The organism is Paraburkholderia sp. NPDC080076, from assembly GCF_050281145.1.
Taxonomy (GTDB): domain Bacteria; phylum Pseudomonadota; class Gammaproteobacteria; order Burkholderiales; family Burkholderiaceae; genus Paraburkholderia.
In genome coordinates this window covers 24,218-37,193 of the sequence record NZ_JBNNWQ010000019.1, presented here as the reverse complement: position 1 = coordinate 37,193, position 12,976 = coordinate 24,218, and the positions used below count along the sequence as shown (strand labels likewise).

11 protein-coding genes and 1 pseudogene are annotated in these 12,976 nt (G+C 64.2%); 4 read left to right on the top strand and 8 right to left on the bottom strand.

Annotated elements, in window-relative coordinates:
- Positions 1-184, bottom strand: a pseudogene (locus ACQKRQ_RS40765) (polyamine ABC transporter substrate-binding protein); the annotation flags it as partial.
- 521 nt (positions 185-705) lie between these two features.
- On the opposite strand from ACQKRQ_RS40765, the gene ACQKRQ_RS40760 reads away from it, so the two are divergent.
- From ACQKRQ_RS40760 to ACQKRQ_RS40750, 3 genes are all read left to right on the top strand, one after another.
- Positions 706-2,010 carry an Nramp family divalent metal transporter gene (locus ACQKRQ_RS40760; RefSeq protein WP_132374190.1) on the top strand — a complete coding sequence of 435 codons (1,305 nt, stop codon included), beginning with the start codon at positions 706-708 and terminating at the stop codon, positions 2,008-2,010.
- A gap of 277 nt (positions 2,011-2,287) precedes the next feature.
- The gene (locus tag ACQKRQ_RS40755; protein WP_427483409.1) at positions 2,288-3,616 is read left to right on the top strand and encodes a phospholipase A; all 1,329 of its coding nucleotides are present in this window, start codon (positions 2,288-2,290) and stop codon (positions 3,614-3,616) included.
- Positions 3,617-3,775: 159 nt separating this feature from the next.
- Entirely contained in the window at positions 3,776-3,979 is a 204-nt protein-coding gene (locus tag ACQKRQ_RS40750) for a DUF1289 domain-containing protein (protein WP_132374188.1), read from the top strand.
- A 149-nt stretch (positions 3,980-4,128) separates the two neighbouring features.
- Here the strand turns inward: ACQKRQ_RS40750 and ACQKRQ_RS40745 are convergent, their stop codons facing one another.
- The 5 genes from ACQKRQ_RS40745 to ACQKRQ_RS40725 all read right to left on the bottom strand — a co-directional run bounded on the left by ACQKRQ_RS40745 (position 4,129) and on the right by ACQKRQ_RS40725 (position 10,375).
- Positions 4,129-4,785, bottom strand: coding sequence for an OmpW/AlkL family protein (locus tag ACQKRQ_RS40745; RefSeq protein ID WP_427483407.1), 657 nt, complete (start codon positions 4,783-4,785; stop codon positions 4,129-4,131).
- Between the two features lie 71 nt (positions 4,786-4,856).
- Positions 4,857-6,047 (bottom strand): NAD(P)H-dependent flavin oxidoreductase, encoded by a 1,191-nt coding sequence (locus tag ACQKRQ_RS40740; protein WP_427483405.1) that lies wholly within the window; start codon positions 6,045-6,047, stop codon positions 4,857-4,859.
- A 129-nt stretch (positions 6,048-6,176) separates the two neighbouring features.
- The gene (locus ACQKRQ_RS40735; protein ID WP_427483404.1) at positions 6,177-7,601 is read right to left on the bottom strand and encodes an aldehyde dehydrogenase family protein; all 1,425 of its coding nucleotides are present in this window, start codon (positions 7,599-7,601) and stop codon (positions 6,177-6,179) included.
- Between the two features lie 156 nt (positions 7,602-7,757).
- Complete coding sequence (locus tag ACQKRQ_RS40730; RefSeq protein WP_427483403.1) at positions 7,758-9,350, bottom strand: ABC-F family ATPase; 1,593 nt, start codon at positions 9,348-9,350, stop codon at positions 7,758-7,760.
- A gap of 83 nt (positions 9,351-9,433) precedes the next feature.
- Positions 9,434-10,375: an NAD(P)-dependent oxidoreductase gene (locus ACQKRQ_RS40725; protein ID WP_427483401.1), complete on the bottom strand. Its 942-nt coding sequence runs from the start codon at positions 10,373-10,375 to the stop codon at positions 9,434-9,436.
- Between the two features lie 173 nt (positions 10,376-10,548).
- Here ACQKRQ_RS40725 and ACQKRQ_RS40720 point away from each other — a divergent pair, with 173 nt between their 5' ends.
- On the top strand, positions 10,549-10,755 hold the full coding sequence (locus tag ACQKRQ_RS40720; RefSeq protein WP_091793652.1) for a dodecin: 207 nt from the start codon (positions 10,549-10,551) through the stop codon (positions 10,753-10,755).
- Positions 10,756-10,878: 123 nt separating this feature from the next.
- Here ACQKRQ_RS40720 and ACQKRQ_RS40715 read toward each other — a convergent pair whose 3' ends face one another.
- Together ACQKRQ_RS40715 and ACQKRQ_RS40710 are read right to left on the bottom strand one after the other, a co-directional pair.
- A complete protein-coding gene (locus tag ACQKRQ_RS40715) occupies positions 10,879-11,973 on the bottom strand; it encodes a BMP family ABC transporter substrate-binding protein (RefSeq protein ID WP_427483399.1) in 1,095 nt (364 codons plus the stop codon).
- A 53-nt stretch (positions 11,974-12,026) separates the two neighbouring features.
- Entirely contained in the window at positions 12,027-12,956 is a 930-nt protein-coding gene (locus tag ACQKRQ_RS40710; RefSeq protein WP_106313708.1) for an ABC transporter permease, read from the bottom strand.
- Positions 12,957-12,976 lie beyond the last annotated feature (20 nt).

Genomic DNA, 12,976 nt, shown 5'->3' with positions numbered 1-12,976 from the left:
CGCTGTCGTAGTTGTCGTATTTGACCTGGACGCCGGTCTGCCTGGTGAAGTTCGGGATGGTGTCCTTGGCGATGTAATCGGACCAGTTATACACGTTGAGCTGCGTGTCTTTCGCAGCAGCCGTCAACCACGGCGTCGCGCACAAGACCAGCGCCGCCACCTGCCCCACTACCCGTCTTTTCATTCCGTTCTCCAATCCTGACCGGCCCGTTGCCGACCGTCCCCACCTACGCCGCGGCACTGCGCCCGCGGCTCCCCTGAAAAACCCGAAAAGTACCATCAATTATTGCGCGCTCCAAAAAAATTGCCAGGCTGTCGCGCAAACGGTACAGCGCAAGCCGCACCGCTGGAAAATTGGCCGCAATTTTAGCGGGTTATGCGCGCGTGTCTACCCGAAAAAAACACCCATAACAGCCGCGCTGTTATCTTGTTGTCAAGTTGACGCCGTGTAGGGTGCGCCTCGCTCGCGCAAACGGTGGTGACCGATGGCCGCATGGCGTGACTTTTATGCCGGACGGCTAAGGTCGAAGCGCACTCAAGCCGCGAAGCGTTCGACAGTGCACAATAGCTCTCGAAGGCTCTCGAAGGCCGAACGACAGCGCGCCGCAAATCGCGTTATCGCTTCCTGGTCTCGACGCGCCGCCCGCCGCACATGCAGCGGGCACGTGGCTTGCAAGAGGATGCAGTCTTGAACCTCAGGCATCGATGAACACGAATCCGTTCGCATTACGTCCCAATCGCCGCCGGCGTCTGCCGGGCGATGGGCCGGCACGTCCGCCGCACTGGTTCTCGTTCGTCGGCGCGGGCGCGTTGATCGCGGTCGGCTATATCGATCCGGGCAACTGGGCGACCGCGCTCGGCGCCGGCGCCGGCTACGGCTATCGCCTGCTCGGAATGGTGCTGCTGTCGAGCCTGATGGCAATGCTGCTGCAATGGCTGTCGTCGCGCCTGGGCGTCGTGACCGGGCGCGATCTCGCGCAGGTCTGCCGCGAACGCACGGGCCGCCGCGGCACCCTCTTCCTGTGGCTGACCAGCGAGGTTGCGATCATCGCGTGCGATGTCGCCGAGGTGGTCGGCAGCGCCGTCGCATTGCAAATGCTACTTGGCGTGTCGCTCACGGTCGGGGTGCTGATGTCGGCGGTCTGCACCTTCGCGCTGCTCGCGCTCCAGCAGAAAGGCGGCCGCAAACTGGAAGCGGTGATCGCGGCGCTGATCGGCTTCGTCGGCCTGTGCTTCGTGGTCCAGCTTGCACTGGCGCGCCCGGATTGGCACGCGGCGCTCGCCGGCAGCGTGCCGAGCGTCGAGTTGCTGCGCAATGCGGGCATGGTGTGGCTCGCGGCGGGCATCGTCGGCGCGACGGTGATGCCGCACAACCTCTATCTGCACTCGGCGCTCGTCAAGCATCACGCGCCGGACGGCAGCGACGCGCAGATCAAGGTCGCGCTGCACGTCGTCAATCTGGATACCTTCGGCTCGCTTTCGTTTGCTTTCGTGATCAACGCGGCGCTGCTGATCGTGGCCGCCGCCGTGTTCTATGTGAGCGGCCATCGAGACGTGACCGATCTCGCGGATGCCCATCGCCTGATCGCGCCGCTCGTCGGCACGCATTGGGCCGGTATCCTGTTCGCGGCGGCGCTGCTCGCCTGCGGACTGAGCGCGACCGTCACCGGCACGCTGGCCGGCCAGGCGGTCATGGAAGGCTTTCTGCGCATCCGGCTGCCGCGCTGGAAGCGCGCCCTGCTGACCCGCGGGCTGGCGATCGGACCGGCGCTCTTCGCGGTCGCGCTATTCGGCCAGCACGGTTCCAATCAGTTGCTGGTGGCAAGCCAGGTGGTGCTGAGCCTGCAATTGCCGCTCGCGGTCGTGCCGTTGATCCGCTTCACGTCGGACGCGGCGCTAATGCGCGGCTGGCGCGTGCGCGGCGCGCCGCTTGCGCTCGCGTGGCTGTCCGCCGCGTTCATCATCATGCTCAACGGCGCATTGTTGTGGCAACTGACGATCGGCAGCTGAAAGACCGTTTCTCGACCAGGCTGTCAATGAAGTGACTTTGTAAGTATTCTCTGAGTATCTCGCCATGACCGGCGACGCTGCCCGCTGCTGCGGCGTGCCGGCCGTGCGGCCTGTTTCCATCTCGGCTGCCGGGTTTCTTGCGGCAGCCGTTTTTGTGCCCATTTTTTGCGCCCTTCAGCGCTTCCGCGCGATCGGTCCGGTGTGCCTTGCACGTGTCGTCTTTCGATGGCTGCCGCGTCCGTTTCGCTCGCTGCCCTTGCTCCAGGACGACAGCCCCATGCGCTTTGACGCCTCGATCGACCGCCTTGCCCGCAACGCCTTCCCTCAGATTCGTCAACTCATCGCGCGCTTCTCCCGCGTCACGCCGCTCGCCACGCTCGTCGTCTGCGCTGTGCTGTCCGGCGAGGCGCGCGCAACGGTCGCGATGCTGCAACCTGCTCGCGTGGCCGCGGCCAACGAGCCGTTGCAGATCACGCTGCTCTACTCCGCCGACGACGCCAAGCCCCTGACCATCACCGTCCCGCCGACCATTCGCGTGACGCTCAGCGCCGGCGAAGTGTCGCCACAGCCGCTCGATTTGCAGCGCGAAGCGGGCGTGCCGGACACGTTGCATCTGCGCCCGGGACAATTCCGCAAAGTGCGTTTCTCGGCGCCCTGGCCGCAGTCGGCGCGTGGCGAGGTGCGCATCGACCCGGTGGGTTTCGATGCGTCGCCGGCGCTCGTCGCGATCAATCGCGGACCGCAGCAGGACGCGATTGCCGAGGCGGAACGCGCGGAAACCCAGGCGACCACACCCGCTGAAGCCGCGGCGACGGCAGCCGTGGTAGGCGGCCCGACCGGCGACGCGATCTCGCCGCCCGGCGACTCGCTCGCGACCACGGGACGCGGCGTGCTCTCGCACCTCTCCTATTACGATCCGATGTACATCGCCTTCGGTCACAACGGCGACACGAACGCGCGGCTGCAATTGAGCTTCAAATACCGCATCCTGATACCGGACGATTTGCGCTCCAAGGCCTTCCTCGACAACCTGTACTTCGCGTACACGCAAACTTCGATCTGGGATCTGTCCGCCGATTCGCGCCCGTTCCGCGACACGACCTACTCGCCGCAATTGTTCTACTACGTGCCGGATACCGGCTGGCAGAGCCCGTTCTTCACTCGCATGGGTTTTGCGGCGGGCGTCGCGCACGAATCGAATGGCAAGGCCGGAGCGGACTCGCGCAGCATCAACATGCCATTCATCCGGCCGACCTGGGAATTCGGCGATCTGACGGCCAACCACCTGAGCGTGTCGCCGAAGATCTACTACTACCTCGGCACGAGCAGCAACCCCGATATCGCCGACTATCGCGGCTACGTCGACTTGCTGGTCAAATACGGCAGTCCGGACGGCTGGCAACTGGCGACCACGCTGCGCAAAGGCACCAAGCACTGGTACGGCAGCGTGGATACGCAATTCACCTATCCGCTCGCCAAACTGCTGGGCAGCGCGTGGGGCGGCTATCTCTGGGTGGGCTATTTCAACGGCTACGGCGAGGACCTGCTCGACTACAACAACCGTCAGCACTGGATGGCGCGGATCGGCTACAGCATCGCGCGCTGATACGAGCGGGCGCTACCGTGTGCCGAAACATGCGGCAAAACGTGCGACGGATGCTGCCAACCGTGCGCGAACCGCGGCCATGCCGGTCGCGTATGGCGAGGCGCATCGCGCGCATCGGTTAACATAGCGGAACTTCGCTTCTCCGCCCCAAGGTTTCCGATGGCCTCGAATCTCCACGATCTTCCCGACAGCCCTTGCATCGGCGTCTGTTCCACGCTGTTCGACGACGTCTGCAAAGGCTGCGGCCGCACTGCCACCGAGGTGTCCAACTGGGTTTTCCTGAGCGACGAGGAAAAGCGCGCCGTGTGGGTTCGCATCGAGCAGGAAGGCTCGGCGATGCGCTTTGCGAACGACAAGCTGTAGGATTGCATTCCCACCTTCCCTGGTCGCATGGTTGCGCTCGGGTCGCGCTCAAACTTGAAACCTGAAAGAAAACGCCGAGGCGCGAACCGCGCCGCGGCGTTCCTGCATGGCGACTACGGCTGATCAAGCGCGCAAGGAACGCGTGACGATCAGAACCGCATCCCGACACCCAACCCAACCACCACCGGATCGATGCTCAAGCGGCCGAGCGCCTGACCGCCGAGCGAAGCATCCGTGTGCATCCAGATCTTCTTGATATCCGCGTTGACGAACAACGACTTGGTGACTTGCACGTCGACGCCCGCCTGCAACGCCGGCCCCCAACTGTGATTGGTAATCGAGATCGGCTGGCCGCCCACGTTCAGGCCGTTGTTATAGAACAGCGTGTAGTTGAGACCCGCGCCGACATACGGACGAATCCGCCCCGCGTGGTTGAAGTGATATTGCAGCAGCAGCGTGGGCGGCAACACATTCACGCCGCCGAGGCCGCCGAGGCTCGAAGTCACTTGATGCCGCGAGGTGCCGAGAATCAGCTCGACGCCGAGGTAGTCGCGGATCATGTACGTCAGATCCAGCTCCGGCACGATCGCATTGTTCACACCCACGTTGAGCGTGGTCAGCGATCCGGTCGTGCTCACGTTCGGCATGATGCTGATCGCGCGCAGACGCACCAGTACGTCGCCGGCGTGAATGCCGCTCATCGTGTCGTCGCCAGCGGCATGCGCTTGCGGCGCGAGCGCGCCCGCGAACAGCAGGCTCGAAGCGATGACGGCTGTTCTGATTCTGTTTCTGGATGAGTACTTCATGTGCTTCCCCGCTTTGTTTGTTTGCGTGCGGGGATTGTCGAAGTTCTCGTCGCGCGGCAGGTTGACGCGTATCAACCCAGCGAGAATGCCCAGCGCCCTGCGACAGCCGGTCGCGTCGAGCCTGTGAGCAGCAGTTCGAGCAGGTCGTGCACGCTGCGAATCGCCGTGCCGAACGGCAACGCTTCACGGCCGCGGAAGAACAGACCATTTGCCACATCGCCGCGCAATGCCGCCGCGAGCCGTGTGTCGATGCAGAAGTGGCCGAACTTCTCGATACCGTCGCGCCAGCCGCACGCGCTGAGGCATTCGAGCGCGGTCGGACAGACGTGTTTGAGCGCGCCGACTTTTTCGCGGATCTTCGTTTCGTGGCGCAAATAGCGCATCAGCCATGGCGTTTTCACAGCGCGCGCGGGCAGTCCCGTCACGCTGACGAATTCGACGATATCCTCCGGCGTGGCTTCGGCCAGCACGCGCTTGAAGTTCGGATGAGCGTCGCCTTCCTCGGTGACGGCGAAGGGCGTGCCGAGCTGCACGCCGCTAGCGCCCGCGCTCAGCAACTTACGGACGGCTTCGTGACTATTGATGCCGCCCGCAACGATCAAGGGCACCTCCTGACGGTTCAGGCCGAGCGAGGTGAAGACCGCGTCGAGTTCTTCGAGGATGCGGAAGAAATCGAAGCGTCGATCGTGTTGATCGGCCAGGTTGTTGACGCCGAGATGGCCGCCCGCATGCGCCGGATGTTCGATCACCACCGCGTCGGGCAAACGGCCTTTTTTCATCCACTTCTTCAGCACCAGCGCAACGCCACGGCTGTCCGACAGAATCGGAATCAGCGCGATGTCATGGCCCTGGGTCATGTCCGGCAGATCGAGCGGCAGGCCCGCGCCCATGACGATCGCGTCGGCGCCGCTCTCGCACGCGACGCGCACGTAGTCGGCTTGCGCGCTGAGCGCTTTCATCACGTTGACGGCGATCATGCCGCGGCCTTCGCTCAGTGATTTGGCGGCGTGGATTTCGCGGGCCAGCGCCGTGAGATTGGCTTCTTCCAGCGTGGCCCGATCGGGCGACTCGCGGCAACGTTCGATCAGATCGCGATGATGATGCCGCAAGTCGATACTGGCGATGGTGCCCAGCGCGCCTTCACGGGCGACACTGCCGGCCAGGCGGTGCGCCGAGATGCCGACGCCCATGCCGCCTTGCACGATCGGCAATAACGAGCGGCCGCGAATGACGAGCGGTGGAAAGGAATGAGAGGTGAGCATGACTGGCCCGATGGCGGATTATCGAAACGCTGATAATCGTCGGTCGGGCGCAGTCTGCGTTGTTTCAGGTCAATGAGCCGGCGAATGTCCAGGTCATGTGTGGTCTTCGGTTGACGTCGGTCAGCTGAATCACGCCTTGAACTGCATGGACTTGAGTTCGAGATACTCTTCGAGTCCGTAGACCCCGTTTTCGCGGCCGAAACCCGACTGCTTGAAACCGCCGAACGGCGCGGCCATGTTCCACGTGCCGCCGTTGATATCGACCTGGCCGGTTCGAATCCGCCGAGCGACGCCGGCGGCACGCTCGTCGCTGCCGGCCCATACCGCGCCGCCGAGACCATACGGCGAATCGTTGGCGATCCGAACGGCTTCCTCTTCGTCCTTATAGGTCAGAATCGACAGCACCGGGCCGAAGATTTCTTCTTGCGCGATCGTCGCCTTGGGATGCACGCGGCCGAACACGGTCGGCTTGACGAAGAAGCCTTTCGATAGTCCATCAGGCAAGCCCGCGCCGCCCGTCACCAGGTCGGCGCCCTCCTCGATCCCCTTCGCGATGTACTGCTGCACGCGCGCCTGCTGTGCCGCCGACGCCAACGGGCCGAGACGGGTCGTTTCATTGCGCGGATCGCCGGCGACGTAGGCCTCGGCGGCCTGCTTCGCCAGCGCGCGTGCTTCGTCGTAGCGCGATTCGGGCACCAGCATGCGCGTATGCGCCGAACAGGTTTGCCCGGAGTTCAGGAAGCACGCGCTGACCGTGCCTTTCACCGCCGCGGCGAAATCCGCATCGTCGAGAATCAACGACGCCGACTTGCCGCCGAGTTCGAGCGCCACGCGCTTGACCGTCGCCGAAGCCAGTTCGGACACACGTTTGCCGGCGCGAGTCGAGCCGGTGAACGAGACCATATCGACCGACGGATGGCTCGCCAGCACCTCGCCCACCACCGGTCCATAACCGCTCACGAGATTGAACACGCCGGCCGGCAGCCCGGCTTCGTGGATCGCCTCGGCCAGCACGAACGCATTCAGCGGCGCAATCTCCGACGGTTTGAGCACCACCGTGCAACCTGCGGCGAGCGCGGCCGCTATCTTTAGCGTGACCTGGTTGAGCGGATAGTTCCACGGCGTGATCGCCGCCACCACGCCGACCGGTTCGCGCACCACCAGCGAATTGCCGACGCGTTCCTCATACTGGAATTCGCTCGCGAGCTTCGCATACGCGCCCCAGTTGTAGACGGGACCGCCCACCTGAATGGCGCGCGCGAGCTTCAGCGGCATGCCGACTTCGCCGGCGATCAAGCCGGCCAGTTCGTCGGTGCGCGCTTTCAGGTTCGCGGCGATCTTGCGCAGATATTCGCCGCGCTCGGCGGCGGGCGTCGCGGCCCAGCCGTCGAACGCCACGCGGGCCGCGGCGATCGCGCTTTCGGCATCGGCCTCGACGCCTTCAGGGATGCGGCCCATGATCTCTTCCGTGCCCGAGTCGATCACGTCGATCGTGCCGGTGCCGCACGGTGCGATCCACTTGCCGTCGATATAGAGTTGCTCGTAGGTCTTCATGATGGTCGGTCCCTGTCTGTGTCTCCGGAATGGTCTTCTATTCTAACCAGCGCTGTGGGGAAGGCCGATGCGCGAGGCGCGTGCCATGAAAAAAGCCCGCTTCGAAGAAGCGGGCTTTGCGGGTGCAGCTTGATGCGGCGAGTGAGTCAGCCGCGCTTACTGCACGCCCTGGCTCAGCAAAAAGTCTTCGTAGTTGCCACCAAAGTCGTTCAATGTGCCATTGGTCCTCACTTCGATGACGCGATTCGCCAGACCGCTCACGAACTCACGGTCGTGCGACACGAAAATCAGCGTGCCTTCGAACTTGTCGAGCGCGATCTGCAGCGACTCGATCGATTCCATGTCCATGTGGTTGGTCGGCTCGTCCATCAGCAGCACGTTGTGGCGGCCCAGCATCAGCTTGCCCCAGATCATGCGGCCCTTCTCGCCGCCGGAGAGCACCTTGACCGACTTGCGGATGTCGTCGGCATTGAACAGCAGCCGGCCGAGCGTGCCGCGCACCATCTGCTCGTCGTCGCCTTCCTTGCGATAGCCGTCGATCCAGTCCATCAGCGTGACGTCGTCCGGAAACTCTTCGTACGTGTCCTGCGGCATGTAGCCGACGTTCGCGTTCTCGGCCCACTTCACCGTGCCGTGATCGAGCTCCAGCCTGCCGAGCAGTGAACGCAGCAGCGTGGTCTTGCCCGCGCCGTTCTCGCCGATGATCGCGATACGCTCGCCCGGCTGCACGCTGATGCTAAAGTCGTTGAAGATGCTGCGCTCGTACTTCTTCGAGATCCTGTCGGCCACCACCGCGATGTTGTGCAGCTTCTTCTCGTACTCGAAGCGAATAAACGGGTTCTGCCGCGACGACGGCTTGAATTCCTCGATCTTGATCTTGTCGATCATCTTCAGCCGGCTGGTGGCCTGACGCGCCTTCGACTTGTTCGCCGAGAAGCGGCGCACGAAGTCCTGCAGGTCGGCCACACGTTCCTTCGCCTTCGCGTTGGCGTTCTGCTGACGCTCGCGCGCCTGCGTGCTCGCCAGCATGTAGTCGTCGTAGTTGCCCGGATAGACCTTCAGCGTGCCGAAGTCCATGTCGGCCATGTGCGTGCAGACCTGGTTCAGGAAGTGTCGATCGTGCGAGATGATGATCATCGTCGAGTTGTACTGGTTGAGCACGTCTTCCAGCCAACGGATCGAGTTGATGTCCAGGTTGTTGGTCGGCTCGTCCAGCAGCAGCACGTCAGGCTTCGAGAACAGCGCCTGCGCGAGCAGCACGCGCAGCTTCCAGCCCGGCGCCACGTTGCTCATCGGGCCATTGTGGTCCTCGATCGCAATACCGATGCCGAGCAGCAGTTCGCCCGCGCGCGCTTCGGCAGTGTAGCCGTCGTACTCGGCGAACTTCGCTTCGAGTTCGGCCGCGTGCATGTAGTCGTCGTCCGTCGCGTCGGGGTTCGCGTAGATCGCGTCGCGCTCGGTCATGGCGGCCCACATTTCCGTGTGGCCCATCATCACGACGTCGAGCACGCGCACGTCTTCGTAAGCGAACTGATCCTGGCGCAGCTTACCGAGGCGCACGTTCGGCTCGAGCATGACGCTGCCCGAACTCGGCTCCAGGTCGCTGCCCAGAATCTTCATGAAGGTGGATTTGCCGCAGCCGTTCGCACCGATCAGGCCATAGCGGTTCCCTTCCCCGAATTTGACCGAGATGTTCTCGAAGAGGGGCTTTGGCCCGAATTGCATGGTGATATTGGCGGTAGACAGCACGGCGCGTCCCTTTGAATGTGATATCGGCGAAAAACCCAATATTTTAGCAGGTTATCGCGAATTCAACCCGCACGCGCGTCGCGCTACCGGGTTTGGGCGCCGCGCGGCGTCTGCAAAACGTCGATGAAGGCCGACAGGTCGGCCTCGCCGAGCCCCATCGCCGCGCCGAGCCGCAGCAGTTGCTGGACCGTCGACGACACCGGCATCGGCGTGCCCGTCTCGTACGCGGTGGCCGCCACCGTGTCGATGTCTTTCTGAAAGGTCCGAAACGCGCCGATCGGCGCGAGGCCGCTTTGCGTCATGCGCGGCACGAACGTCTGCAGCAGCACCGAATCGGCCCAGCCGCCGGCGAGACCCTCGGTCAGCCGGGAGGCGTCGAGGCCGCTGCGCTGCGCGAGGCTCACCGCCTCGGCGATCGCCGCCAGCGTCGCGGTGACGATGGCCTGATTGCACAGCTTCGCGGTCTGCCCCGCTCCGACCTCGCCCATGTGCGTGACACGCGCCGCGTAGGCGCTGAGCAGCGGTTTGACGGCCTCGACGTCCGCGGCGGCGCCGCCCGCCATGACCGCCAGCGTGCCGGCCGTCGCGCCGGCCACGCCGCCGGACACCGGCGCGTCGATCCAGCCGACGCTGCCGACCGCCTCGCGCTCGCCCTCGCCTGCGTCCGCGCGAACCGCCGTTAGCGCCGCCGCGCGCTGCGCGAAGGCGCGCGTCGCGGCCGGCGGAATGCTGGAGTGATCGACGATCCAGCGCAACCGGCCCGGTACAGGCGCATCGGCGCTCAGCAGGCCCGCTGCGCCGAACACGGTTTGCTCCACTGCCGCCGCGTCCGCCACGCACAGCAGCACGGCCTCACACCGTGCGGCGAGTTCGCGCGGCGTCTCGGCCACTTGAGCGCCGTCCGCCAGCAGCACTTCCGCCTTGGCCCGCGTGCGATTCCAGACATGCACCGTATGCCCCGCGCGCAGCAGATGCCGGATCATCGGCGCGCCCATTAAACCAGGACCGCAAAAACCAATTTCCACTTTGGAACCTCGTCGCATGTCAGATTGAGTTGCGCGGACATGATAACGGCGGCGTCCCGCCACCGCATACCGGGCACGGCATGTGCGGCATGACTTGCTCACGCGGGGGCCGTTCGCGGCGCTTGCGTTGCCTATACTTTTTGAACACCAACGAAGATCAAAGGAGGAAGTCCATGTCCGAACACGTCTATAAACAGATCGAACTGACCGGCTCGTCGACCAAATCGATCGACGACGCCATCAGCACGGCAATCGCAAAAGCGTCGAAGACGCTGCGCAATCTGCACTGGTTCGAAGTGACGGAAACGCGGGGCCAGATCGAAAACGACAAGGTGGCGTACTGGCAGGTGACCATCAAGGTTGGTTTGCGCATCGACTGACGTGCCAGCCGCCTGGCCGTCGGCGCGCTAAAACCCAAGGCAAAAAAAAGCTGCGTCCGTACAGGACGCAGCTCCTCAAAGCAGCGGGTGCTGAGACCGCCGCCTGGTCGACCTTTGGCGGCGTTATTTGGGCAGAGTGCCGTCCACGCCTTCCACATACCAGTTCAGGCGTTGCAGTTCCGGATCGGTCAGCGTCTTGCCGGCCGGCACCTTCACCGCGCCGGATTGACCCTTGAGCGGGCCCGTGAACACGTCCCACTTGCCGCCCGCCAGTTCGTCGCGCTTGGCCGCGACCTGCTTCTGCGCGTCAGCCGGAATCGCGGACGTGTTCAGATCTTCCAGGTTGACGGCTTTCTGCGGAATGCCCCACCACACCGGATCGTTCTTCCACTTGCCATCCAGCACCTGCTGGATCGCCGCGTTGTAATACACACCCCAGTGCGCGACCACCGAACCGAGGTGCGCGTCAGGACCGAACTTCTTCATATCCGAATCCCAGCCGAACGCGTGCACGTGCTTGGCCGACGCCGTGGCGAGCGTGGCGCTCGAATCGGTGTTTTGCAGCAGCACGTCGGCGCCCTGGCCGATCAGCGTTTCAGCCGCCTGCTTTTCCTTGCCCGGATCGAACCAGCTATTGATCCAGATGACCTTGGTGTGCACCTTCGGATTCACCGAGCGCGCGCCGAGCGTATACGCGTTGATGTTGCGGATCACTTCGGGAATCGGCACCGACGCCACGAAGCCGAGCGTGTTGGTCTTCGTCACGTAGCCCGCGGCGACGCCGGCCAGGTACGCGCCCTGGTACATGCGCACGTCATAGGTGCCGAAGTTCGGCGCTTTCTTGTAGCCGGTTGCGTGCAGGAAAACGGTATCCGGGAAATCCTTCGCGACCTTCAGTTCGAAGTCCTGATAGCCGAAGCTCGAACCGATGATGATCTTGTTGCCCTTGTTCGCCAGATCGCGGAACACGCGCTCGGAGTCGGCCGATTCCGGCACGTTTTCGATGCGCGTGATCTTGATCTTGCTGCCGAACTTCGCTTCCGCTTCCTTCGAGCCCTGATCGTGCGCGAAGGTCCAGCCGGCATCGCCCGGATTGCCCAGGTAGACGAACGCGACGCCCGGCGCATCGGCGGCCTGCGCGCTTTGCGCGAACGGCGCGGCGAGCGCCAGCGAGGCCGCGCCCCAAGCGAAAGCGGTCAGCAGATTTCTTCTCTTCATGTTTTCTCCTGTCATGTTTATCGAATGATGTGAAAAGCGGAGTCGATGGTCGGTCAGCCCGCCGAGAAAAACGGTTTGCCCAGCGAGGCCGGCGCATTCAGACGGATCGTGTTCGGATTGCGCGAGATCAGCACCAGCACGACGACCGTCGCGACGTACGGCAGCATCGCGAGAAATTGCGTCGGCACGGGCACGCCGATCGCCTGGGCGTAGAACTGCAGGCCCGTCACGGCGCCGAACAGCAGCGCGCCGATCAGCAGGCGCCCCGGGCGCCACGTCGCGAACACGACCAGCGCGAGCGCGATCCAGCCACGGCCCGAGGTGAGCTGTTCCTGCCACAGGTGCAGATTGACGATCGAGTAGTAGCCGCCCGCGAGTCCGGCCATGCCACCGCCGAACGCCACCGCGCCGTAACGCACACCGACCACCGGAAAGCCGACCGAGTGCGCGACCTGCGGCGATTCGCCGACCGAGCGCAGCACGAGGCCCGCGCGCGTGCGGTACAGGAACCAGCCGATTACCGCGAACATCAGGAACGCGAGGTAATCGAGCGGCGTGAGGCTGAAGAACGCGGGCCCGAGCACCGGAATCTTCGAGAGGCCGGGAATCGTCCACGTGTCGATGGTCGCGCGCACCGCAGCCGACGTGTACGGCTTGCCGACGTACGCCGAGAGGCCGATGCCGAAGATCGTCAGCGAAAGGCCGGTGGCGACCTGATTGGCGAGCATGGTGAGCGTGAGAAACGCGAACAGCAGCGACATCGCGAGACCGGCGCCGATCGCGGCAAGCACGCCGAGCCACGGGCTGCCGGTGATCGCGGTGACCGCGTAGCCGGTCACCGCGCCCATCAGCATCATGCCTTCGACGCCGAGGTTGAGGACGCCCGATTTTTCGGTGACGAGTTCGCCCGCGCCCGCGAACATCAGCGGAATCGCGGCGGTGACGGCGCTCGACGTGAGCGAGCTGGCTTGTTGAATGTCCATGTGGATCCGGCGATAAATCA

Bases quoted from the DNA above. Each gene is read 5' to 3' on its own strand.
- ACQKRQ_RS40760 (WP_132374190.1), top strand. From the start codon at position 706: ATGAACACGAATCCGTTCGCATTACGTCCCAATCGCCGCCGGCGTCTG.
- ACQKRQ_RS40755 (WP_427483409.1), top strand. From the start codon at position 2,288: ATGCGCTTTGACGCCTCGATCGACCGCCTTGCCCGCAACGCCTTCCCT.
- ACQKRQ_RS40750 (WP_132374188.1), top strand. From the start codon at position 3,776: ATGGCCTCGAATCTCCACGATCTTCCCGACAGCCCTTGCATCGGCGTC.
- ACQKRQ_RS40745 (WP_427483407.1), bottom strand. From the start codon at position 4,785: ATGAAGTACTCATCCAGAAACAGAATCAGAACAGCCGTCATCGCTTCG.
- ACQKRQ_RS40740 (WP_427483405.1), bottom strand. From the start codon at position 6,047: ATGCTCACCTCTCATTCCTTTCCACCGCTCGTCATTCGCGGCCGCTCG.
- ACQKRQ_RS40735 (WP_427483404.1), bottom strand. From the start codon at position 7,601: ATGAAGACCTACGAGCAACTCTATATCGACGGCAAGTGGATCGCACCG.
- ACQKRQ_RS40720 (WP_091793652.1), top strand. From the start codon at position 10,549: ATGTCCGAACACGTCTATAAACAGATCGAACTGACCGGCTCGTCGACC.
- ACQKRQ_RS40715 (WP_427483399.1), bottom strand. From the start codon at position 11,973: ATGAAGAGAAGAAATCTGCTGACCGCTTTCGCTTGGGGCGCGGCCTCG.
- ACQKRQ_RS40710 (WP_106313708.1), bottom strand. From the start codon at position 12,956: ATGGACATTCAACAAGCCAGCTCGCTCACGTCGAGCGCCGTCACCGCC.